The organism is Bordetella bronchialis, assembly GCF_001676705.1.
In the GTDB taxonomy this organism is placed as follows: Bacteria; Pseudomonadota; Gammaproteobacteria; order Burkholderiales; family Burkholderiaceae_B; genus Bordetella_C; species Bordetella_C bronchialis.
Genome location: NZ_CP016170.1, coordinates 2308770 through 2331006, shown reverse-complemented (window position 1 = coordinate 2331006; position 22237 = coordinate 2308770). Strand labels below are relative to the sequence as shown.

Below are 22237 nucleotides of genomic sequence, written 5' to 3'. Positions count from 1 at the left end.
GCGGCCCGGTGGTCCGGGCTCGGCATTTATGGATGGCGGGGGCGGCAGCCGTTCAGCCGGCGCCCGCCCTTCCCGCCAGGCGCGGACCGGACGGCCCGGACCCGCGCGTCGCGCCCCTGGGGCGCCGCGGCGTCAGCGATACACGGGCTCCGGCTGCGTGAAGAAGGCATGCAGGATGTGATAGACCATCTTGTAGTTCTTCTGCTGGAAGCTCGCATGCGAGATGCCCTGCATCACGGTGAACTGCTTGAAGGTATTGGGCAGGCGCTTGAAGAACTCCGCCAGGTCGTCGAAGGACGCGATGCCGTCGTATTCGCCGCGCATGACGATGGTCGGGACCTGCAGCTTTTCCGGATCGATCAGCGGCAGCTTGCTGCACATATCGACGTAGGTGCCGGTGGGCATGGAATTGTCCAGCGACAGAATGGCATCGGCGAAAGCCGCAACGGTACGCTCGTCGGCGCAGCCCGGATGGTCGCGCGAGAAAATGCTTTCCACGAAGGGGCGGTCGATGGGCCGGCGGTTCTTGGCCAGGAACTCCGGCAGCTTCAGCTTGCGCTGCGCCAGCGTCGGGCTGCCCTCGCCCGTCCACACGAAGGCGTCCAGCGCCACGCGGGCCACGCGCTCCGGATGCTGCTGGGCGAACAGCGCGGCCTTCAAGGCGCCCGACGAGATGCCGTAGACCATCAGCTTGTCATCCTTGGCACGCTGCAGGATGTACTCGCTGCCGGCGGCCAGGTCCTGCGCGCCGTTGGGGATGTCGAAATTGATCGGCCGGTGCTTGCTGGAGCGGCCATAGCCCTCGTTGTCCATGCACCAGGTGTCGAAGCCGCGGGCCGCGAACCAATCCATGACCGACGAATCCGGACGGCCCGGCACGCTCAGGTCGAAGGTGGGCTGCGATGCCATGGACGAGCCATGCACGAACAGGACGGTGCCGGCATGCGGCACGCCGGCGGCGGCCGGCTTGTGCCACATGAAAAGCCGGACGTCGCCGTCGCGCTGCGTCCAGTGTTCCTGGCCGCCTTGCCAGGTGACGGCGCCCGTGCCGGCCAGGGAAGAATCCTGGGAGGGTGCTGCTTGAGCCATGCTGTCTTCCTATGATGACGTAAGGGGTACAGAGGAAAGCATGGTGAACGCCGGGACCGGCCGATTCAACATGAACCGGTGAACAGATTGTTCACGGCATCGCGGGGACCCGGGATGCCGGCCGCCCGCTCAGGGCGCCAGCCCGTCGTCCCAATAAGGCTGGTCGCCGAAGTAATCGCCCAGGAAGCCGACGAACAGCCGCGTGCTGCGCGCCATGGTCGGGTTGGGCAGATAGGCGGCATACAGGCCACGTTCGGGCAGGCGATATTCCGGCAATACGCGTACCAGCTGGCCGCTGCGCAAGGCGTCGCCCGCCGCAAAGGTGGGCACCACGCCTATGCCCAGGTGACCCAGGGCGGCATGCAGCACCGCATCGGCGCTATTGGCCTTGAAGTTGCCCTTGGGCCGCACGGCATGCAGTCCATTCCCATCGCTGAACGACCACTCGCCCTTGCCGTTGACGAAGTACACCAGGCAGTTGTGGGCGGCCAGCTCGGCCGGCGTGCGCGGCGCCGGATGCCGCGCCAGGTATTGCGGGCTGGCGCATGCCACCCAGCGCACCGGCGCCAGGCGCCGCGCCACCAGGGAGATCAGCAGGGGTTCGTCGGCCTGCCGGATGACGACGTCGGCCCCGGCGGTGATCAGGTCGGGAAACTGCTGGCTCAAGTCCAGGTCGATGGAGACGTCCGGGTACTGTTCCAGGAAGCGCGTAATGGCGGGTACCAGGTGACGGCGGCCAAAGGCCATGGCCGAGCTCACGCGTATCAAGCCGCCGGGCGAGCTGCGGAACTGCTCGATCTCATGGCGGGCGTCCTCGGCATGCGCCACCAGCTGGCGGCAGCGCTCGTAGAACACGGCGCCCGCAGTGGTCAAACCGATCTTGCGCGTGGTGCGGTGCAACAGCTTGACCCCCAGCGCATGTTCCAGGTCGGCCACATGCTTGCTGGCCAGCGCCTTGGAAATGCCGAGTTTTTCCGCCGCGCGGGAAAAGCTTTTTTCCTCGGCGATGACTGAAAAGGTCAGAAACTCATTCAGGTCCAGCATCGGGCGTCTGCGCCGCGGGGCCGCCGCGTGTCTCCATTGGTATCCGTCATAAGGATTTTGACACGTCGCGCGGCGCTTCCCGCGTTCACACTGGCGGGGAGAATCAGTCACCCTTTTCCCTTCCGGTTCATGCGCATCATCCAGAGCGATATCCCCGCCCGGCTGGACCGCCTGCCCTGGTCCCCCTGGCATACGCGCGTCGTCCTGTCGCTGGGCACGGCCTGGATCCTGGACGGGCTGGAAGTCACTCTGGTGGGCTCGCTGGGCAGCATCCTCGAACGGCCGGACACCCTGGCGCTGGACGCCGTGCAGGTGGGCTGGTCGGGGTCGCTGTATATCGCCGGCGCGGTGGTGGGCGCCCTGGTGTTCGGGCGCCTGGCCGACCGGCTCGGCCGCAAGCGGCTGTTCCTGCTGACGCTGGCCCTGTATATGGTCGCCACCCTGGTCACGGCCTTTTCCACCGATTTCGCTTTCTTCGCGATTTGCCGCTTTGCCACGGGGCTGGGCATAGGAGGCGAATACGCCGCCATCAATTCCGCCATCGACGAGCTGATTCCGGCCCGGGTCCGGGGCCGCGTCAGCCTGGCGATCAACGGCAGTTTCTGGGTGGGCGCCGCGCTCGGGGCGGGCTTGAGCCTGGTGCTGCTGGACGCGCGCGTGCTCGGTCCGGAATACGGCTGGCGCGCCGGCTTCGCCCTGGGCGCGGTGCTGGCCCTGGCTATCCTGGTGGTGCGCCGCCACGTGCCGGAAAGCCCGCGCTGGCTGCTGTCGCACGGCCGCGAGGCGGAGGCGCGGCGCATCATCGAAAGCATCGAGGCGGAAGTCGCCGCCGGCGGGACGGCCCTGGCCCCCGTGGAAGGCAGCGTGACCTTTACCCGGCAAGCGGCGCCGACGCTGCGGCAGGTCGGGGACGTACTGCTGCGGCGCTACCGGCGGCGCAGCGTGGTGGCGCTGGCGATGATGATTTCGCAGGCCTTTTTCTATAACGCCATCTTTTTCACCTATTCGCTGGTCCTGACGCGCTTCATGAACGTGCCCGAAGGCCAGGTGGCGCTCTATATATTCCCCTTCGCGCTGGGCAATGTGCTGGGACCGCTGTTGCTGGGACCGCTTTTCGACCGCGTGGGCCGCCGCCGCATGATCGCCCTGACCTATGTGTCGGCCGGGGTGGCGCTCGCCTTGACCGGCTGGGCCTTCGTGGCCGGCCTGCTGGACGCCCGCAGCCAGGCCCTGTGCTGGTCCGCGGTGTTTTTCCTGGCCTCGGCGGCCGCCAGTTCCGCCTACCTGACCGTGAGCGAGGTCTTCCCGCTGGAAACGCGGGCCCTGGCGATCTCCGTTTTCTATGCCCTGGGCACCGGCGCGGGCGGCTTCGCCGGGCCGGTGCTGTTCGGCGCGCTGATCGAAAGCGGCAGCCGCGAAGCGGTCGGGACGGGCTACGCCTTCGCGGCGGCGCTGGTCATCGCCGCCGGCCTGCTGGCCCTGCGCCACGGCGTGGACGCCGAGCGCAAGCCCCTGGAAGAGGTCGCCACGCCGCTGGGTGTTGAACCGGATCCTCCATCGCCGCGGCCGCAAGGCGTTCGCACTGAACTATGATGTATGCGTCCTTCCCGCAAGGACGTTTTCCCACGCAATATCAACGCAGTTTTATAGGGGTACGCATGATTCGCAAGCTCATCCCGCTCGTTCTCGTCGCCAGTCTGGCGGCGTGCGCCAATACCGGCCGCCAGTCGTCATCGGCCGACGCGGATGGCACCACATCCTCCACGCCCTACGGTTCCACGGACAGTTCCGCCGGCACCGGCGGCACCGGTTCGGCGGACGGCGGGGGATACGGTGGAACAGGCTACAGCCCCTATTTCTCCGGCGGCCAGGGATGCGACGCCCAGCCCGTGCAGAAGATGATCGGCACCAAGCTCACCAGCTCGGTCGAAGCGCAGATCCGGCAGGCGTCCTCCTCCAGCAAGACGCGGGTGCTCAAGCCCGGCGAAGTCATGACCATGGAATACGACCCCCAGCGCATCAACCTGATCCTGGACGAGCAAGGCGCGCTGACCGCACTGCGCTGCGGCTGATCGCGGCCTGCCGCGGCGGTCCAGGAAGGAGCCAGCCATGTCGAACGAGCGGACCGTCACCTTCCCCGATGGACATACCGTTCCCGCCCTGGGCCAGGGGACCTGGTTCATGGGCGAGTCCCCGCATCGCGCCGCGGCGGAAGTCCGCGCCCTGCAGGCCGGCATAGACGCCGGCCTGACCCTGGTCGACACGGCCGAGATGTACGCCAACGGCACTGCGGAAGAAATCGTCGGCCGCGCCATCCAGGGCCGGCGCGACCGGGTATTCCTGGTCAGCAAGGTCCTGCCGGGCAACGCGTCGCGGCGCGGCGTGGCGCGCGCCTGCGAAGCCAGCCTGCGCCGCCTGGGCGTGGACCGCATCGACCTGTACCTGCTGCATTGGCGCGGGCCGCATCCCCTGGCCGACACCATCGAGGCCTTCGAACAACTGGTCGACCAAGGCAAGATCGCCCGCTGGGGCGTCAGCAACCTGGACGCGAAGGAAATGCAGGAAGTGGCCGGCCTGCCCCATGGCGACCGCGTGCAGACCGATCAGGTACTGTACAACCTGGGCCGCCGCGGCATCGAATTCGACCTGCTGCCCTGGTGCCAGGAACGCGGCATTCCCATCATGGCCTACTCGCCCATCGAACAGGGCCGCCTGCTGCACGACCCCACGCTGAAGCAGATCGGCGAACGCCACGGGATCGCGCCGGCGGCGGTGGCGCTGGCCTGGGTGCTGCGCCAGCCGGGCGTCATCGCGATTCCCAAGACCGCCTCACCGGACCACTTGCGGCAGAACCTGGCCTGCCTGGACGTGCGCCTGGACGACCGGGACCTGGCCGAGCTGGACCAGGCGTTTCCCCCGCCCAAGCGGCGGCGGCCGCTGGAAATGCTTTGACGCCGGTTGGACGATAGGCGTCGCGCTCCAGCCTGCATCGCGGCCGGGTCCGCACCGCCTGGTGCGTCGCGCTCCCCGCCGTCAATCGCGCCGGCGGCGCGCGAAGGTCGCCACCACCGAGCCGCCGATGATCAGCAGCGCGGCCGCCAGCAGCGTCAGGCTGGCGGGGGTTTCCCCGGTCACGACCAGCAGCAGCGTCGACAACAGCGGAGCAAGATACGACAACGGTCCCAGCAAGGCCAGATGGCCGTGCTTGGTGGCGTAGTCCCACGCCAGGAAAGCCAGTCCGGTGGGCCCCAGGCCCAGCAGCACGATGGCGCCCCACTGTGCGCCGCTGACCGGCACGGTCGTTTCCAGCATGGCGTGGCACGCCGCGCCACCCAGCGCGACCAGGCCGCATACGCCCACCATCATGCTGCTGGGCGCGTTGGCGTACCGGCGGTTCAGCACCGAGTATCCCGACCAGATCAGCGCGCAGCCGAAGGCGGCGGCGATGCCGGCCACCGGCCAGGCCGCGTCGTCGCCGCCGGGACGGTCCATGGCGATCAAGGCGGTCCCGGCCAGGCCCAGCACCGCGCCCAGCACGTGGCGGGCATACAGGCGCCCGCCCGGCGCCATGGCCGAAAACAGCACGATGAACAGCGGCCACAAATAGGCGATCAGGCTGGCCTGCGCGGCCGGCGCGTGCGACAGCGCGTAGAAATACAGCGCGTGGTAGCAGAAGATGCCGCCCACGCTCAACAGCCAGGGCCGCAGCGGCTGGCGCATCTCGGCCAGCGCGGCGCGGCCGCGCGGCAACAGCACGCAAACGCCGCCCACGAAGGCCACGCCGAAACTCAGCGTCAGCAGCTGGAATGGCGGCAGGCCGCCCGCCCGCACGGTCAGCAAGGCCAGCGCGGCCCACAGCAGTATCGCGACCACGCCAAAGCTGGTGGCCCTGGCGGCACTGCCCGATCCCATCCCCGATCCCGTTATCGCAGGCACTGCGGCTCCTTTCCGGTTTCTGTTTGCGCGAGCGCCGCCCCACTACCGCATTCCCGGCAAAAGCCGGGCCTTCGGGTGGCGGTCCGAAGCGCCGCGCGTGGCGGCCCAAAACCGCCCAGCATAACGAAAAACCGGCGCGCACGTACAGGCGATGCCTGCCCGTGCGCGCCGGTCGCCCGGCACGTTGCACGCGGGTGTGCCGCGAACGGGAAGGGGCCGGCGTCGGCGTTCATCGACCCGACGAACGCCGCGCGGCCCCGCCCTGCTTGCCGGCTTTACTGGTCCACCACGAAGCCGTCGAAGTGCGGCCGCATGCTGATGGGCTTGGACAGCGGCGGCCGGATGCGTTGCGCGTCCGGCAACAGGCTCATGCCCAGGCCCGGCCGGGTCGGGATGGCGACGAAACCCTGGTCCGGCCGCGGCACTTCGTCGACGACGTTGCTGCCCAGGTGCTCCGGCCTGCTTTCGAAGATGCCCGCCTCGAAACCGGTGGCGTACTCCTGGATGGCGAAATTGGGAATCGCCGCCGCGAGTTGCAGGCAGGCCGCCAGCCCGATGGGCGACAGCGGATTGTGCGGCACCACCTGTACGTGATGGGCCTCGGCCATGGCCGCCACCTTGCGCCCGCCGGTAATGCCGCCGCACAGGCACAAGTCCACCCGCGCGAATTCCACCGCATTGCGCGCCAGCAGCGCCTGGAATTCGTAGAGGGTGGCAAAGCGCTCGCCGGTGGCGATGGGCACGCGCACCTTGTCGGCGACGCGCGCCATGGCGTCCGGGCCCTCTGGCCGGATGGGGTCTTCGACGAACATCGGGTGCGTGTGCTCGATGGCGTCGACAAAGGTGATCGCCTCGGCCGGCGTCAGGCGGCGGTGCAGCTCGATCAGCAGGTCCACGCGGTCGCCCACCACTTCGCGCATGCGCTCGACGTTGTCGATGGCGTCGCGCATCTTCTTGATATGGGTCTTGAACCACACCTGGTCGTTGCCTTCGTCCAGGAAGGGATTCAGGTGGCCGAAGGCATTGAAGCCGGCCTCCATCTTGGCCTGGCACTCCACCAGGATTTTGTCGATGGAGCTTTCGTAGACGTGGCCGTAGATGCGGGCCTTCTTGCGCACGGCGCCGCCCAGCAGCTCGTAGATCGGTACGCCCAGGGCCTGGCCCTTGATATCCCACAAGGCGATATCGATGGCCGAGATGGCGGCATTGATCGCCAGGCCCTGGAAATAGCTGAAGCGGTGCATCACGTTCCAGTGATGCTCGATATCGAAGGCCGGCTTGCCTTCCAGATACTCGGCGAAGCGCTTGATGGCGGCGCCGGCGGCCTCGATATGGCCCCAGGTCCCGGCCTCGCCGACACCGACCAGGCCGGAATCGGTTTCCACCCGGGCGTACATGAACTGCCCCACGTGCAGGGGCTGGACGTGCTTGATCTTCATAACTGTCCTCTGTGTGATGGTGGAATCGAAGCTTGGTGCATCGCGGTCATTGCTTGCTGGCCCGCGGGCCGCCGCTGGCATGCAGCATGGCGCTCCAGCGTTGCGTCTCGGCCCCCACGCGCTGGCGCGCCTGCGCCGACGTGCCGCCCAGCGGCACCCCGCCGGCCCCGTCCAGGCGGGCAAGAAACTCCGGATCCTTCAAGGCCTGGTTCACGCCCTTGGCAATGGCCTCGATGATGCCTTTCGGCGTGCCTTCCGGCGCCGCCAGGCCGAACCAGTTGCTGATTTCGAAGCCCGGCAGGCCGGCCTCGGTGGCGGTGGGCACCTGGGGCAAGGCGGGGATCCTTTCGTTGCGCGCCACGGCCAGGGCGCGCAGCCTGCCGTCCTTGATCATCGGCGCGACAGTGGGCGCGGCGGTGATCAGCATCTGTATCTGCCCACCCAGCAGGTCCTGCAAGGCGGGCCCGGATCCCCGATACGGCACGTGCAGGATCTCCGCGCCGGTCAGCTGACGGAACAATTCGCCCGCCAGGTGCGGCCCGCTGCCCACGCCGCCCGAGCCGTAGGTAATCTTGCCGGGATGGGACTGGGCGTAGGCGATGAATTCCTTCAGGTTCGTCGCCGGCACGTTGCTGTTGATCACCAGCACGAAGGGCGTCTCGGCCACCAGCACCGCCGGCTCCAGCGCCTGCACGGGATCGAAGGTCAAGCCGGGCACCAGTTCCTTCACCACCGTGGACGTGATCTCGTTCATGAACAGCATGTGTCCGTCCGGCCGGGCCCGCGCCACCGCCGACATGGCGATGGTGCCACTGGCGCCGGGCCGGTTCTCCACCACGAAGGTGCCACCCATGGTCTGCGCCAGCTTTACGCTGAGCAGCCGCGCCACCGCGTCGGTGGCGCCGCCCGGGGAATACGGCACTACGATGGATACGGGGCGGTCGCCCGGATAGGCGGCATCCGCGCGCGCCCCGAAAGGCGCCAGCGCCAGCCCCATGATGGCCAGGACGCGCAGCGCCCGCGCCGTCCCGCGTAAGAGTCGCTTCAATGACATGCCGGTCTCCTCGTTATTGCCATCGTCCTTGGCGCGGAGGGCCCGCGCGGCGATGGATGGTTTGAGGCATCGACTTTAGAGCGGCTAGAATCCGCGGGATCGCCGCGAAAGTTATTCCATTATTTCGTTTGAGTTAATGATGAGTTCGCCCGCCGTGCTTTCGGAAATGGCCTTCTTCAGCCAGGTCGCGCGCAGCCCCAGCCTGGCGGCCGCGGCGCGCGAAATGGGCCTGAGCGCGCCGGCCGTCACCAAGCGCCTGGCGCAGATGGAAGCCCGGCTGGAGGTCCAGCTGCTGACGCGCACCACGCGGCGCATGCAGCTAACCGAAGAAGGCGAGATCTACCTGATGCACGCGCGGCGCATCATGGCGGACATCGACGACATGGAACGCCATGTGTCCAATGCGCGCCGCATTCCCAAGGGCCTGCTGCGCGTGAACGCCACGCTGGGTTTCGGGCGCAACCACGTCGCCCCACTGCTGTCGGAATTCCGCAAGCGCTATCCGGGCGTGGACGTGCAGCTGCAGCTTACCGTCGCCCCGCCGCCCTTGACCGACGATTCCTACGACGTCTGCGTGCATTTCGGCGAACCGCCGGATGCGCGGGTCATCGCCCGCCCCATCGCGGGCAACCGCCGCATCCTGTGCGCCTCTCCCGGCTATCTGGACCGCCATGGAGAGCCTAAATCGCTGGCCGACCTGCCCGGGCATGCCTGCATCGACATCCGGCACGGCGACGAAACGCACGGGGTATGGCGGTTCCGGCAGGGCCGCAAGACCCTGACCGTCAAGGTAAACGTGCACATGAGCACCAACGACGGCGAGATCGCCGTGCACTGGGCGCTGGAAGGCCACGGCATCATCCTGCGGGCCGAGTGGGACGTCGCCAGGCACATCGCGGCCGGACGCCTGCGCCAGGTCCTGCCCAGGTATCGCACGTATCCGGCGGATATCTATGCGGTATATCCGCCGCGCCACCAGTATGCCGGTCGGGTCATCGCCTTCGTCGACTTCCTGCAGCAGGCTTTCGCCGGCCGGCTGCCGGGCGGGGCATGGCCGCCGGCGTGACCAAGAAAAACCGGCGTTGGCGCACATGGATCTGTACGCCAACGCCGGTGGCGGGCCATGGGCCCGATGCCCTCGATCAACCCTGCACTTGGGTGATGCGGGCCGGCAGGTCGCGGCCGTGATACTTCTTGTAGATCGCGTTCAGCTTGCCGTTCTTCAGGTTCTCGCGCACCCAGTTGTTGACCCAGTCCTTGAGCGCGGGCTGGCCCTGCTGCAGCGCGATACCCAGGTCGAAGTCCTTCTGCGCGAACTTCATCTCCACATTGCGCTGCGGCGCGCGTTTCTGGATTTCCGACAGGTTCGACGGCGTGCTGGAAAAGATATCGATCTGGCCGGTCACCATGGACGTGATCAGCGTGGCGTCGTCCTCGTAGCGCTTGATGTCGGCGCCCTTGGCCATTTCGGTCGTGATGCTGTCGTTGACCGTGGCGCGGGTCAGGCCGATGGTCTTGCCGTTCAGGTCCGGATATCCGCTGATCTTGATGTCCTTGGGCGCGCCCACGATCAGCGAGATCACCGCGTAGGGAATGGAAAAGTCCACCACCTTGGCACGTTCCGGCGTGATCGACAGGTCGGCCACGACCAGGTCCGCGCGCCTGGCCTGCAGCGTGGGGACGCGGGCGGCATTGGTTACCTGAACGATCTCCAGCTTCACGCCCAGGTCGTGGGCCAGCAGCGTGGCCGTATCCACGTCCGAGCCGGTCGGCTTCAGGTTGTCGTCCACATAGCTGTACAAGGGCGTGCCCATGGCGATGGCCACGCGGATCTTGCCGGCCTTCTTGATGTCGGCCAGTTCGTCGGCGGCCGCCACATGGGCGACGCCGGCCAGCAGCAGCGCGGCGGTGCAGCCGCGCAGGAACAGGTGTTTGAGTTTCAAGTGTGTCTCCTCGCTGAGAATGCGTTGACGGAACTGCGTTGGGATGAACCTTGGATACGTGTCGGCGTTATGCGCGAAAAGCCGGGCGCGCGGCGACGGGCGCCACCCTGCCCCTACAGCCCGTTGCTCAGGAAAGCGCGCAGTTCGGGGGTCCGTGGCGCGTCCAGCATGCCGCCATCGCCGACCTCCCAGACCTTGCCCTGGTGCATATAGATGATGCGGTCGGCCACGCGCTTGGCGAAGGCCATCTCATGGGTGACCAGGATCATGGTCATGCCGCCGGCGGCAAGGTCTTCCATGACGCGCAGCACTTCGCCGGTCAGCTGCGGGTCCAGGGCCGAGGTCACCTCGTCGAACAGCATGACCTTGGGCGACATGGCCAGCGAGCGCGCGATGGCCACGCGCTGCTGCTGGCCGCCGGAAAGCTGTTCGGGGTAGGCGCCGGCCTTCTGCGCCAGCCCCACCTGTTCCAGCACCGACAGCGCGATGCCGCGCGCTTCGCCGCGGGTTTTCTTCTTGACGTGCCGCAGCGCCAGCATGATGTTCTCTTCCACCGTCAGGTGGGCGAACAGGTTGTAGCTCTGGAACACGATGCCGACCTCCAGCCGCAGCTGGCGCAGGTCCACGGCGGGGCTGTCCACGCGTATCCCGCAGACCTCGATGCTGCCCTGGTCTATGGTTTCCAGGCGGTCGATGCAACGCAGCGCGGTGCTCTTGCCCGAACCGCTGGCGCCGATCACGGCGATCATCTCGCCCTTGGCGACCTCGAAGGAAACGCCCTGCAGTACCTGGTTCGAGCCGAAGCGCTTATAGACGTCGTCGAGCTTAACGATTGCCGACATTGAGCTTGTTCTCCATCGATTGGCTCCAGCGCGACAGCGGGTAGCACAGCACGAAATAGAAGGCGGCCACCAGGCCGAAAACCAGGAAAGGCTCGAAGATCGAGTTATTGATGATCTGGCCGGCGCGCGTCAGTTCGATGAAGCCGATCACCGATGCCAGCGACGTCATTTTGATCAGCTGTACCAGGAAGCCCACCGTCGACGGCAAGGCCAGGCGCACGGCCTGCGGGATGATCACCAGGCGCAGTGTCTGCCAGCGCGTCATCGCCAGGCATTCGGCAGCCTCCCATTGCGGCCTGGGCATGGCCTGCACGCAGCCGCGCCAGATATCGCCCAGGTAGGCGCTGGTGTAGACCATCAGGGCCAGGCCCGCCGCCACCAGCGACGGCACCTCGTAGCCATATACCGACAGGCCGAAATAGACGATGAACAGCAGGATCAGCAGCGGGATGCCCTGGATGATCTCGATATAGACCAGGGCTGCCGTGCGCAGCCAGCGGCGGGGCGAGATCCGCGCCAGCATCACGCCGAAACCGCCGATGCTGCCCAGCACGAAGGCCAGCGCCGACAGGGTCAGGGTCCAGCCGATGGACTGCACCAGGTACCACAGATGCGCCATGGAAAAGCCGTGCATCACGCCGCCCCCCGCTTGATGGCCGCCGCCACGCTGGCACGCTTGGGCGCCGCCTTGCCGGCCTGGGCGGCGGCGCGGCGGATGACGCGGCGACGCTTGAAGGCATACTCGCCCACGGCCCATGCCAGCAGCTTGATCATCAGCGACAGCAGCAGGTACAGCGCCGCGACGACGATATAGGTTTCCAGCGAGCGGAAGGTGTCGGACTGCACCGTGTTGGCAACGGCGGTCAACTCTTCCGCGGAGATCTGCGATGCCACCGCCGAGGCCTGCATCATCAGCAGGAACTGCCCGGTCAAGGAGGGATAAACCTTTTCGATGGACGGCTGCAGCATCACGTGCCAGCCGATGCGCCAGCGCGACAGCCCCAGGCACTCCGCGGCCTCGATCTGGCCGCGCGGCACCGACTCCAGCCCGGCGCGGATGATCTCCGCCGCATAGGCGCCGATGTTGACGATCATGGCCAGCACCGCGGCGGTGAAAGTAGGCAGGCGGATGCCCGCGCTGGCCAGGCCGAAGAACAGCAGGAAGATCTGCACCAGGAAAGGCGTATTGCGCACCGCTTCGATGTACACCGCGCAGGCGCGGGACAGCAGCCGGTAGCGGCTGCGCTTGGCGAAGGCCACCAGGGTGCCCAGGACCACGCCGAAGAAAATCGCCACGGCGGTCATCTTCAGGGTCAGCCACGCGCCTTTGAGAAACACCGGCCAGTACGGCCAGAGGCTGCTGAAATCCAGGGAAAAGCTCATCGCGCGCTCAGTCTCTATCTTTATGAGGGCCCGCTCTTGGCGTGGCCCTTTTTCTTGGAAGCGTGACGCCGGCGCTTGGATCCGGTGACCGCTTGCTGGCGCAGACTATATCATTGATGTACGACAACGTACATGGTAAAAGTACCTAGACAGCAGGGTGCTAGAGCTGTCATCCAGCTGAATCCATGGCAATCGTGCCCACCCACAGGAGACATGTCATATGACAACCGATGAGATTGCGCAGGACACGACCGCGCATGACGAGATCGCGGCTGCCGTGGAAAACCTGCGGCGCGCCATGCTCGATCCCACGCCGGCCGCGCTGGATGCGCTGGCCGCCGGCGCGCTCAGCTACGGGCATTCCAGCGGCATGGTCGAGGACAAAGCCGCCTTCATGGACGCGCTGGTGTCAGGGCGCTCCGACTTCCGCCGCATCGACCTGACGGACCAGGCCATCGCCGTCTCCGGCGACGTGGCGCTGGTGCGCCATACGCTGGACGCCGATACCTGCGACGGCGGGCGGCCGGGGCACGTCGCGCTGAAGATACTGCTGGTGTGGCAAAGGCAAGGGGACGGCTGGAAGTTGCTGGCTCGGCAGGCGGTGCGGACATCATCCTGAAGGCGGTTTCCCTGCGGCACGCAATATACGGAGTGCATCCGCACGGCCCCGGATCTAGACTGAAGGCGTCCATCCCCGATCGCGCCTGTACCTGGTCCGCCGATGATGCCTTCTCCTTCGCGCCAAGCCCCCCTGGATTTCGACGTCGCGGCCGGTGCCCCGACATCCGCTGCCGCCGCCGATGCGCTGCTGCAGCCGGCCGCCGGGCTGCACGATGCGCCATGGGAGTCCCTGGCAGCCGGCCTGGATGCCCAGGGCTGCGCCCTTCTCCCCCGACTGTTGTCCGATGCGCAATGCGACGCCCTGGCTGCCTGCTATGACGAGAGCGCGCGTTTCCGCAGCCGCATCGTGATGAGCCGCCACGGTTTCGGACGCGGCGAATACCAGTACTTCGCCTATCCCCTGCCGGCCATCATCCAGACGCTGCGCGAACAGGCCTATGCGCAGCTGGCCCCCATCGCCAACCGCTGGAATGCCGCCATGGGCAATCCCGTGCGCTATCCACCCACGCACGCGGGCTTCCTGCGCCGCTGCCACCAGGCGGGCCAGTCGCGGCCGACTCCCCTGCTGCTGCGATACGGGCCGGACGACTACAACTGCCTGCACCAGGACCTGTACGGCGAGCACGTCTTTCCCTTGCAGATCGCGATACTGCTTTCCCGCCCGGGCGTCGATTATGCCGGCGGCGAATTCGTCTTGACCGAACAGCGCCCGCGCATGCAGTCCCGCGTGGAAGTCGTGCACCTGGACAAGGGCGATGCCGTGGTGTTCGCGGTCAACGAGCGCCCGGTGCAAGGCACGCGTGGCGTCTATCGGGTCAAACTGCGCCATGGGGTAAGCCGCCTGCGGGAAGGACAGCGGCACGTGCTGGGCGTGATCTTCCACGACGCCGCATAGCCTTGTCCAATTTTCGACGCCGGTTGCCGCGATGCCTGCCGCGCCGGCGGTGTGGCGCGCATGCGCCGCTTTGTTTTGGAAGCGCGCCCTTGCAGGCGACATTCAACGCCCATTCATGCCCGCCGGGCATCCTGGCGGGATCATCCTGCCTACAATCGGCGCGGAGCATTCCACCAAGGAGCAGGCAATGAACCGTACCACCCCGCGCAATCGCATGGCGTGCATGTCCATCATGGCCGTCGCCATGTGGGCGCTGGCCGGCGGGACCGTGCTGGCGGCGGAACCCGCGCCGCCAAGGCCATCGATATCGACGCCGGACGTCCGGGCCGTGTCCCCCGGCGCCACGGTCTCCGCGCCGCGCACGGCGGCGGCAATCCTGGACCTTTGCCAGTCCGCCATCGGCGATAAGCCGCGCACCGCCATGCAAGCCTGCCTGAAGGCCGAACTGAAGAAGGCCAAGGACGTCATGCGGGCCGCATACGCGCAGGTGGAAGCCGGCCTCAAACAGATCGATTCCGCCGCCACGCCGGAGGCCCTGCACGCGCTGAAGCATTCCCAGGACAGCTTCAACAGTTTCCTGCACAAGGAATGCAAGCGGCAAGGCGCCGCCATGCTGGGCGGATCGGGCGCGGGCGATATGGACCTGGCCTGCCAGGTGGCGCTGACACAATGGCGCACCGCCCAATTGCGGCAGAACTGAGGCGCGCGGGTTTCAGGCTTCCCCGTTCACGGCCCGCGCCGCCACCGCCAGCGCCTTCAATCCCGCCCTTCGCGCATCCGTTCCGCTACATAGTCCAGGAAACATCCGATGCGCGAGGCCAGTTGCGTGTTGCGGTAGTACACGGCGTGCACGGGCTGGCGCACTTCCACGGTATCGCGCGCCAGGACCTGCACCAGGTCGCCGCGGCGGCGGTCCTCCCGCGTCATGAAATCCGCCAGGCACGCCAGGCCCTGCCCCGCCAGCGCCAGCTGGCGCAGCGTCTCGCCGCTGGACGCCGACAGCGTGGGCTCGATAGGCAGGCCATCCCCGGCCGCGTGCCGCAAGGGCCAGTTGTTCAGCGTCTCGGGCTGGGTAAAGCCCAGCAGGCTGTGGCGCGCCAGATCGTCCGGCGTGCGGGGCTTGCCGCGTTGCGCCAGATAGGCCGGGCTGGCCAATATGCGCAGCGCGTTGCTGCCCAGGGGCCGCGCATGCAGCGTCGAATCGCGCAGCGGCCCGATGCGGATGGCGATGTCGGTGCGCTGCTCCAGCAGATCGATGATCTGGTCGCTGGTATGCAGCTCCAGCGCGATCTCCGGATAGCGCTCGCGGAAGCCGCCCACCAGCGGCACGATGACGTGCAGCATGAAGGGCGACGCGGCGTTGACCCGCAGCAGGCCCGACGGCACGTGGCGCCGGACCGCCATCTGCTCTTCCATCGCATCCACCGACTCGACGATGCGGCGCGCGTCCGCCAGGAATAGCCTGCCCTCTTCGGTCAAGGCCAGGCGGCGGGTGGTCCGCTGCAGCAAGGTGGTGTCCAGCTTGCGCTCCAGGCGCGCCAGCGCGCGGCTGATGGCCGAAACGGTCTGGCCCAACTGCGCCGATGCCGCGGTGATGGAGCCGGTATCCACCACGGCGATGAAAGTCTGCATTTCGTCCAGGGTCGTTTTCATGGTCGCATCTTAGCCGGCCGCCCGGGCGCACGGTGGGCTGCGATCCGGCGGTCCGGCGGTCCGGCGGTCCGGCAGGCGCGGTTGACTTCGGCTCCTACGCCCCGATATAAGAAAGCATGACTTCCTCCCGCGCCGGCGCCGACGTGCTGGACGCCTTCCACCCCGCGGTCGCCGCCTGGTTCCGTCACGTTTTTCCCGCGCCCACGCCGGCGCAGGTCGCCGCGTGGCCCGTGATCCGGGAGCGCCGCCCTGTCCTGGTCGCCGCGCCCACCGGCTCCGGCAAGACCCTGACCGCTTTCCTGGCGGCCATCGACGACCTGGTACGCGACAGTATCGCCGCCGGCGGCGAGTTGCCCGACCGGACGACGGTGGTCTACGTATCGCCGCTCAAGGCCCTGTCCAATGACATCCAGGTCAACCTGGAAGCCCCGCTGGCCGGCATTGCCGACGAACTGCGCCGGCTGGGGCTGCCGCCGCACGGCATCCTTACGGCCGTGCGTACCGGCGACACCACGCAGCAGGACCGCGCGGCAATGCGCAAGCGCCCGCCGCATATCGTGGTGACCACGCCGGAATCGCTGTACGTGCTGCTGACATCCGCCAGCGGCCGCGCGATGCTGGCGACCACGCGTACCGTGATCGTCGACGAAATCCACGCGGTCGCCGGCACGAAGCGCGGCAGCCACCTGGCGTTGACGCTGGCCCGGCTGGACGCGCTGTGCGAGCGCCCTCCCGCCCGCATCGGCCTTTCGGCCACGCAAAAACCCCTGGATGCCGTGGCCCGCTTCCTGGCCGGCACGCCGCGCGCCGGGGAGTGCGCCATCGTGGACATCGGACACGGGCGCCAGCGCGACCTGGCGCTGGAACTGCCACCCGTGCCGCTGGAAGCGGTCATGGCCAACGACGTGTGGGAACTGCTCTACGACCGGATGGCAATGCTGGCGGCGCAACACCGCACCACCCTGGTCTTCGTCAACACGCGGCGCATGGCCGAACGGGCCGCGCGCCACCTGGCGGAGCGCCTGGGCGACGAAGCGGTCGCCGCGCACCACGGCAGCCTGTCCAAGGAACATCGCCTGCATGCCGAGCAGCGGCTCAAGCGCGGCGAACTGCAGGTCTTGGTGGCGACGGCGTCGCTGGAATTGGGCATCGACATCGGCGACGTGGACCTGGTGTGCCAGGTGGGATCGCCGCGCGGCATCTCGGCCCTGCTGCAGCGTGTCGGCCGCGCCGGCCACCACGTGGGCGGCATACCCAAGGGGCGCCTGTTCCCGACCTCGCGCGACGACCTGATCGAATGCGCGGCGCTGCTGGACTGCGTGCGCCGCGGCGAACTGGACCTGCTGCGCATCCCGCGCGCGCCGCTGGACGTCCTGGCGCAGCAGATCGCGGCCGACGTTTCCTGCCGCGAGTGGAACGAGGACGAACTGTACGCCATGGTGCGCCAGGCCGAGCCCTATGCCGACCTGCCGCGCGAGCGCTTCGACGCCGTGCTGCGCATGCTGGCCCAGGGCCACACCGGCCGCAACGGCCAGCGGGCCGCCTATGTGCACCGCGATGCGGTCGCCGGCACGGTGCGCGGCAAGCGCGGCAGCCTGCTCACGGCGGTGACATCCGGCGGCACCATCCCGGACAACGCGGATTACGCGGTCGTGCTGGAGCCGCAAGGTTTGAACATCGGCACGGTGAACGAGGACTTCGCCGTCGAGAGCCTGGCCGGCGATGTGTTCCAGCTGGGCAATACCTCGTACCGCATCCTGCGCGTGGAAACGGGACGGGTGCGCGTCGAGGACGCCCATGGCATGGCGCCGAATATTCCCTTCTGGCTGGGCGAAGCGCCCGGCCGCAGCGACGAGCTGTCCGCCGGGGTCGCGCGCTTGCGCGCGCGGGTGCATGCGCTGCTGGAGGTCGACGCGCGATCGGACGCGCTGGACCAGGCAAGGGAAAGGCTTGCGGAAGAGATCGGCATCGATGCCTCGGCCGCGCGCCAGATCGTCGACTATCTCGCCGGCGCGCGCGCGGCGCTCGGCGTCCTGCCCACCCAGGACACCCTGGTCCTGGAACGCTTCTTCGACGAATCGGGCGGCATGCAGCTGGTCCTGCACGCGCCCTTCGGCAGCCGGGTCAATCGCGCCTGGGGACTGGCGCTGCGCAAGCGCTTCTGCCGCCGTTTCAATTTCGAATTGCAGGCCGCCGCCACCGAGGACGCCATCGTCCTGTCGCTGACGGACGCGCACAGCTTCCCGCTGGAGGAAGTCTGGCGCTACCTGCGCCCGGCGACGGCGGAACAGGTATTGATCCAGGCCTTGCTGGACGCCCCGCTTTTCAATGTGCGGTGGCGCTGGAGCGCCGGCATCGCCCTGGCCTTGCCGCGCTTCTCCGGCGGGCGCAAGGTCGTGCCGCAGATCCAGCGCATGCGCAGCGACGACTTGCTGGCGGCGGTCTTCCCGGACCAGGCCGCCTGCCTGGAGAACATCCAGGGCGAACGCGACATCCCCGATCATCCCCTGGTCAGCCAGGCGCTGGACGACTGCCTGCATGAAGCCATGGACACCGTGCAATGGCTGGCCGTACTGCAACGCATCGAGCAAGGCCGATGCCGGCTCGTCGTGCGGGACCTGCCCACGCCCTCGCCGCTGGCCATGGAGATCCTGAGCGCCCAGCCCTACGCCTTCCTGGATGACGCGCCACTCGAAGAACGCCGCACGCGCGCCGTCATGGCTCGCCGCTGGACCGATCCCGCCAGCGCGGACGACCTGGGCGCGCTGGACGCGGACGCCATCGAGCGCGTGCGCCAGGAGGCCTGGCCCGATCCGCGCGACGCCGATGAAATGCACGAAGCGCTGAACGAACTGGCCTTCATTACCGAGGCCGAAGCCGATGCGCGTCCGGCCTGGAAGGCCTGGCTGCGGGACCTGGCGCAGTCGGGCCGCGCCTGCCGGCTGCGCGTGGATGCTTCGCAAGCCCCGTCGCCCCCATCGGCGCAGACAGCGCCAGTCCACGCAATAGCGGCCTCCGCGGCAAAGGCCACGGAGGCAGACGCATCGCGGGCATCGCCACAAGCCGCGGCCACCGCCACGATGCGGTTCTGGGTCGCCCTGGAACGCCTGGGTTGCGTGCAGGCCGCCTACCCCGGCGCCCGTCCGCCGGACAGCCGAGACCCCGCGCCCGCGCCGCTTCCCGGCGATACGGCCTGGGACACCGATAGTGCCCAGGCCGACATCCTGGGCGCGCGGCTGGCCGTCAGCGGCCCGGTCACGGACGAGGCCCTGGCAAGCCTGCTGGGCTGGCCCCTGTCCCGCGTCGCCATCCTGCTGGCGCGGCTGGAAAGCGAGGGCAGCGTCATGCGCGGCCGCTTCAGCCCCGGCGCCGCCCAGGAAGAATGGTGCGAACGCCATCTGCTGGCCCGCATCCATCGCTACACCATCAAGCGCCTGCGCGGCGAAGTCGAGCCGGTGTCGCGCCAGGACTTCATGCGCTTCCTGTTCGATTGGCAGCACCTGTCGCCGGACGCACGGCTGCGCGGTCCGCACGGCTTGCCCACCGTGCTGGACCAGCTGGAAGGCTATGAGGCCCCCGCCGGCGCCTGGGAAAGCGAACTGCTCGCCGCCCGCATCGCCGATTACGCCCCCGACTGGCTGGACGAGTTGTCGCGCGCCGGCAAGATCGCCTGGACGCGGCTATCCCATCCCGCGCGCGGGCCCGGTGCCCGTCCGGGCGCGGGGCCGGTGCGCGCCACGCCCATGGTCATCCTGCCGCGCCGCCACCTGCGCCTGTGGCACGCGCTGCCGCACCTGGAAAACCAGGCGGAGGTCTCCGGCCGCGCCCAGCTCGTGCTGGCGGCGCTGCTGGACGGCGGCGCCATGTTCTATGACGAACTGGCCGCGGAAACGCGGCTGCTGCCCGGGCAACTGGAAGAGGCGCTGGGGGAACTGGTGGCGGCGGGCCTGATCGCCGCGGACAGCTTCGCGGGACTGCGGGCCCTGCTGGTACCCGCCTCCAAGCGCACCGCGCACGCGGCGCGCCGGCGCCGGGGCGCCATGCCGGATCCGCTGGAGGCCGCCGGGCGCTGGGCGCCGGTGCGGCGTCCGCGGGAGTCGGCCACGGCCTCGATGAGCGCCGCGCTGGCGACGGCCGCCGGCCAGCGTCCCGCCGCCAAGCCAGTCCGCCGCCCGACCATTCCGCCGGAAACGCTGGAGCACATCGCGCGCGTGCTGCTGCGCCGCTATGGCGTGGTGTTCTGGCGCCTGCTGGACCGCGAACCCGCCTGGCTGCCGCCATGGCGCGAATGGCTGCCCGTCCTGCATCGCATGGAGGCCCGCGGCGAAGTCCGCGGCGGCCGCTTCGTGGCCGGCCTGGCGGGCGAACAGTTCGCCCTGCCCGAAGCCATCCCGCTCCTGCGCGAAGTCAGGCGCCGTCCCCACGACGGGTCGCTGGTGCGCATCTCCGCCGTCGATCCGCTGAATCTGTGCGGCACCCTCCTGCCCGGCGAAAAAGTCCCCGCCCTGGCCGGCAACCGCATCCTGTTCCGCGACGGCATCCCCATCGCCACCTGGATCGCCAGGAAGCCCCACTACGACCACACGCTGCAAGCCGCTGAACGGGAGCGCCTGCTACGGGTGCTGATCGCGGGGGAATCGCATCTGGCGGTCGAAGAGGGTTGACCCCTCGCGCCTGCCGGCGTGGTCCCATGGGAATTCCCCTTGCCGAAGTATCATCGATTCCCGTCAGTTTTTCCGGCGCCCCACCGGCTACGCCGACGCCTTCCGCATCAAAATCGATCAACTGGCACAATCCTGCACTCAGCCCGCCCGCGAAGCCGGCGGGCAAAGCCCTTTATATTGTTGGTCGTTACTCTGTATCGCTACGAGGGGAAGTCATGAACAATCAAAAGCCCGCGCGGACCTGCATCGCCGCCGGCCGCCTGGTACGCACCGTCGCGTTGGCCGGCGTCAGCGTCACGCTCGCTTGCCTGAGCCTGACCTTCCCCACCCACGCCGCCGCCCAGGGCACCATCAAGATCGGCGAGATCAACAGCTACAAATCCCAACCCGCCTTCCTGGAGCCCTACCGCAAGGGCATGGAATTGGCCGTGGAGCAGGTCAATGCCGCCGGCGGCATCGACGGCAAGAAGCTGGAGCTGATCACCCGCGACGACAACGCCAACCCGGGCGAGGCCGTGCGCGCCGCCGAAGAGCTGCTTTCGCGCGAACGCGTCGACGTGCTGATGGGTTCTTTCCTGTCCAATATCGGGCTGGCGCTGACCGACTTCGCGCGGCAGAAGAAAGTGTTTTTCCTGGCCAGCGAACCCCTGACCGACAAGATCGTCTGGCAGGATGGCAACCGCTACACCTTCCGCCTGCGCGTCTCCACCTATATGCAGACGGCCATGCTGGTCCCGCAGGCCGCCAAGCTCGATAAAAAGCGCTGGGCCATCGTCTACCCCAACTACGAATACGGCCAGTCGGCCGCCGCCACCTTCAAGGCCTTGATGAAAAAGGCCCAGCCCGACGTGGAGTTCGTTACCGAACAGGCCACGCCGCTGGGCAAGGTCGACGCCGGCAGCGTGGTCCAGGCCCTGGCCGACGCCAAGCCGGATGCCATTTTCAACGTCCTGTTCGCCGCCGACGTCGCCAAGCTGGTCCGCGAGGGCAATACCCGCGGCTTGTTCCCCAAGACGCCCGTGGTCAGCCTGCTGAGCGGCGAGCCGGAATACCTGGATCCCCTGAAGGACGAAACGCCCACCGGCTGGATCGTCACCGGCTATCCCTGGTATTCCATCCAGACGCCCGCGCACGTTGCCTTCCTGAAGGCCTACCAGGACCGCTACAAGGACTATCCGCGGCTGGGCTCCATCATCGGCTACAGCTCCGTCATGTCCATGGCGGCCGGCATGAAGAAAGCCGGCGGCGCCGATACGGAAAAACTCATCGCCGCCTTCGAGGGCCTGAAGGTCGACACGCCTTTCGGTCCCATCCAATATCGCGCCATCGACCACCAATCCACCATGGGCGCCTACGTCGGCAAGCTCGCGCTGAAAGACGGCAAGGGCGTGATGGTGGACTACCAATACATGGACGGCGCCGACTTCCTGCCCTCGGACGAGGAAGTACGCAAGCTGCGGCCGGCCGGGCGCTGAGCGCGGCCACCGGCCGGCGCGACTCCCGCGCGGGTCCACCCATCCTTCAACACAGGGACGCCCACCCGGGGCGGGAGCCGCGCACCGCCGATGCGGCTGCCACCGCAGGGCGCCCCCCCAGGCATGGCAAACCGCCATGGCGCAATACACCCTCGGTAATGCGGGAATACATGCAAGGCACCATTTGGACTGACCACAT

The 22237-nt window shown here is 68.0% G+C and carries 19 protein-coding genes; 9 read left to right on the top strand and 10 right to left on the bottom strand.

Annotated features, from left to right (window positions below):
* Positions 1 to 132 precede the first annotated feature (132 nt).
* Together BAU06_RS10495 and BAU06_RS10490 are read right to left on the bottom strand one after the other, a co-directional pair.
* Positions 133 to 1089 (bottom strand): alpha/beta hydrolase, encoded by a 957-nt coding sequence (locus BAU06_RS10495; protein WP_082988126.1) that lies wholly within the window; start codon positions 1087 to 1089, stop codon positions 133 to 135.
* A 129-nt stretch (positions 1090 to 1218) separates the two neighbouring features.
* Positions 1219 to 2133: a LysR family transcriptional regulator gene (locus BAU06_RS10490; RefSeq protein WP_066348356.1), complete on the bottom strand. Its 915-nt coding sequence runs from the start codon at positions 2131 to 2133 to the stop codon at positions 1219 to 1221.
* 129 nt (positions 2134 to 2262) lie between these two features.
* Between BAU06_RS10490 and BAU06_RS10485 the strand changes: the two genes are divergently transcribed.
* From BAU06_RS10485 to BAU06_RS10475, 3 genes are all read left to right on the top strand, one after another.
* Complete coding sequence (locus BAU06_RS10485; protein ID WP_066348346.1) at positions 2263 to 3726, top strand: MFS transporter; 1464 nt, start codon at positions 2263 to 2265, stop codon at positions 3724 to 3726.
* 65 nt (positions 3727 to 3791) lie between these two features.
* Positions 3792 to 4205 (top strand): I78 family peptidase inhibitor, encoded by a 414-nt coding sequence (locus BAU06_RS10480; RefSeq protein ID WP_066358781.1) that lies wholly within the window; start codon positions 3792 to 3794, stop codon positions 4203 to 4205.
* A 37-nt stretch (positions 4206 to 4242) separates the two neighbouring features.
* On the top strand, positions 4243 to 5085 hold the full coding sequence (locus BAU06_RS10475; protein ID WP_066348338.1) for an aldo/keto reductase: 843 nt from the start codon (positions 4243 to 4245) through the stop codon (positions 5083 to 5085).
* An 81-nt stretch (positions 5086 to 5166) separates the two neighbouring features.
* Here the strand turns inward: BAU06_RS10475 and yddG are convergent, their stop codons facing one another.
* The 3 genes from yddG to BAU06_RS10460 form a co-directional block, all read right to left on the bottom strand.
* A complete protein-coding gene (gene yddG / locus BAU06_RS10470) occupies positions 5167 to 6069 on the bottom strand; it encodes an aromatic amino acid exporter YddG (RefSeq protein WP_231934045.1) in 903 nt (300 codons plus the stop codon).
* A gap of 275 nt (positions 6070 to 6344) precedes the next feature.
* Positions 6345 to 7508, bottom strand: coding sequence for a mandelate racemase/muconate lactonizing enzyme family protein (locus BAU06_RS10465; RefSeq protein WP_066348325.1), 1164 nt, complete (start codon positions 7506 to 7508; stop codon positions 6345 to 6347).
* A gap of 46 nt (positions 7509 to 7554) precedes the next feature.
* Positions 7555 to 8562 (bottom strand): Bug family tripartite tricarboxylate transporter substrate binding protein, encoded by a 1008-nt coding sequence (locus BAU06_RS10460; RefSeq protein ID WP_066348322.1) that lies wholly within the window; start codon positions 8560 to 8562, stop codon positions 7555 to 7557.
* Between the two features lie 139 nt (positions 8563 to 8701).
* On the opposite strand from BAU06_RS10460, the gene BAU06_RS10455 reads away from it, so the two are divergent.
* Positions 8702 to 9628, top strand: a complete 927-nt coding sequence (locus BAU06_RS10455) for a LysR family transcriptional regulator (RefSeq protein ID WP_066348320.1) — start codon at positions 8702 to 8704, stop codon at positions 9626 to 9628.
* Between the two features lie 76 nt (positions 9629 to 9704).
* On the opposite strand, the gene BAU06_RS10450 is transcribed toward BAU06_RS10455, so the two are convergent.
* From BAU06_RS10450 to BAU06_RS10435, 4 genes are all read right to left on the bottom strand, one after another.
* On the bottom strand, positions 9705 to 10505 hold the full coding sequence (locus tag BAU06_RS10450; protein ID WP_066348314.1) for a transporter substrate-binding domain-containing protein: 801 nt from the start codon (positions 10503 to 10505) through the stop codon (positions 9705 to 9707).
* A 113-nt stretch (positions 10506 to 10618) separates the two neighbouring features.
* Entirely contained in the window at positions 10619 to 11347 is a 729-nt protein-coding gene (locus tag BAU06_RS10445; protein WP_066348312.1) for an amino acid ABC transporter ATP-binding protein, read from the bottom strand.
* A complete protein-coding gene (locus BAU06_RS10440) occupies positions 11331 to 11981 on the bottom strand; it encodes an amino acid ABC transporter permease (protein ID WP_066348309.1) in 651 nt (216 codons plus the stop codon). The genes BAU06_RS10445 and BAU06_RS10440 overlap by 17 nt, the downstream gene beginning before the upstream one ends.
* A complete protein-coding gene (locus BAU06_RS10435; protein ID WP_066348299.1) occupies positions 11981 to 12730 on the bottom strand; it encodes an amino acid ABC transporter permease in 750 nt (249 codons plus the stop codon). Before BAU06_RS10435 ends, BAU06_RS10440 begins: the two co-directional genes overlap by 1 nt.
* 220 nt (positions 12731 to 12950) lie before the next feature.
* Here BAU06_RS10435 and BAU06_RS10430 point away from each other — a divergent pair, with 220 nt between their 5' ends.
* From BAU06_RS10430 to umoC, 3 genes are all read left to right on the top strand, one after another.
* On the top strand, positions 12951 to 13349 hold the full coding sequence (locus tag BAU06_RS10430) for a nuclear transport factor 2 family protein (protein ID WP_066348297.1): 399 nt from the start codon (positions 12951 to 12953) through the stop codon (positions 13347 to 13349).
* Positions 13350 to 13451: 102 nt separating this feature from the next.
* Positions 13452 to 14246, top strand: coding sequence for a 2OG-Fe(II) oxygenase (locus BAU06_RS10425; RefSeq protein ID WP_231934044.1), 795 nt, complete (start codon positions 13452 to 13454; stop codon positions 14244 to 14246).
* A 187-nt stretch (positions 14247 to 14433) separates the two neighbouring features.
* Positions 14434 to 14946, top strand: a complete 513-nt coding sequence (umoC, locus tag BAU06_RS26075; protein ID WP_197509485.1) for a lysozyme inhibitor LprI family protein — start codon at positions 14434 to 14436, stop codon at positions 14944 to 14946.
* A gap of 56 nt (positions 14947 to 15002) precedes the next feature.
* Here the strand turns inward: umoC and BAU06_RS10415 are convergent, their stop codons facing one another.
* A complete protein-coding gene (locus BAU06_RS10415; protein WP_066348294.1) occupies positions 15003 to 15899 on the bottom strand; it encodes a LysR family transcriptional regulator in 897 nt (298 codons plus the stop codon).
* Positions 15900 to 16015: 116 nt separating this feature from the next.
* Between BAU06_RS10415 and BAU06_RS10410 the strand changes: the two genes are divergently transcribed.
* Both BAU06_RS10410 and BAU06_RS10405 read left to right on the top strand, forming a co-directional pair.
* Positions 16016 to 20563, top strand: a complete 4548-nt coding sequence (locus BAU06_RS10410; protein ID WP_066348291.1) for a DEAD/DEAH box helicase — start codon at positions 16016 to 16018, stop codon at positions 20561 to 20563.
* Between the two features lie 215 nt (positions 20564 to 20778).
* On the top strand, positions 20779 to 22038 hold the full coding sequence (locus BAU06_RS10405) for an ABC transporter substrate-binding protein (RefSeq protein ID WP_082993615.1): 1260 nt from the start codon (positions 20779 to 20781) through the stop codon (positions 22036 to 22038).
* Positions 22039 to 22237 lie beyond the last annotated feature (199 nt).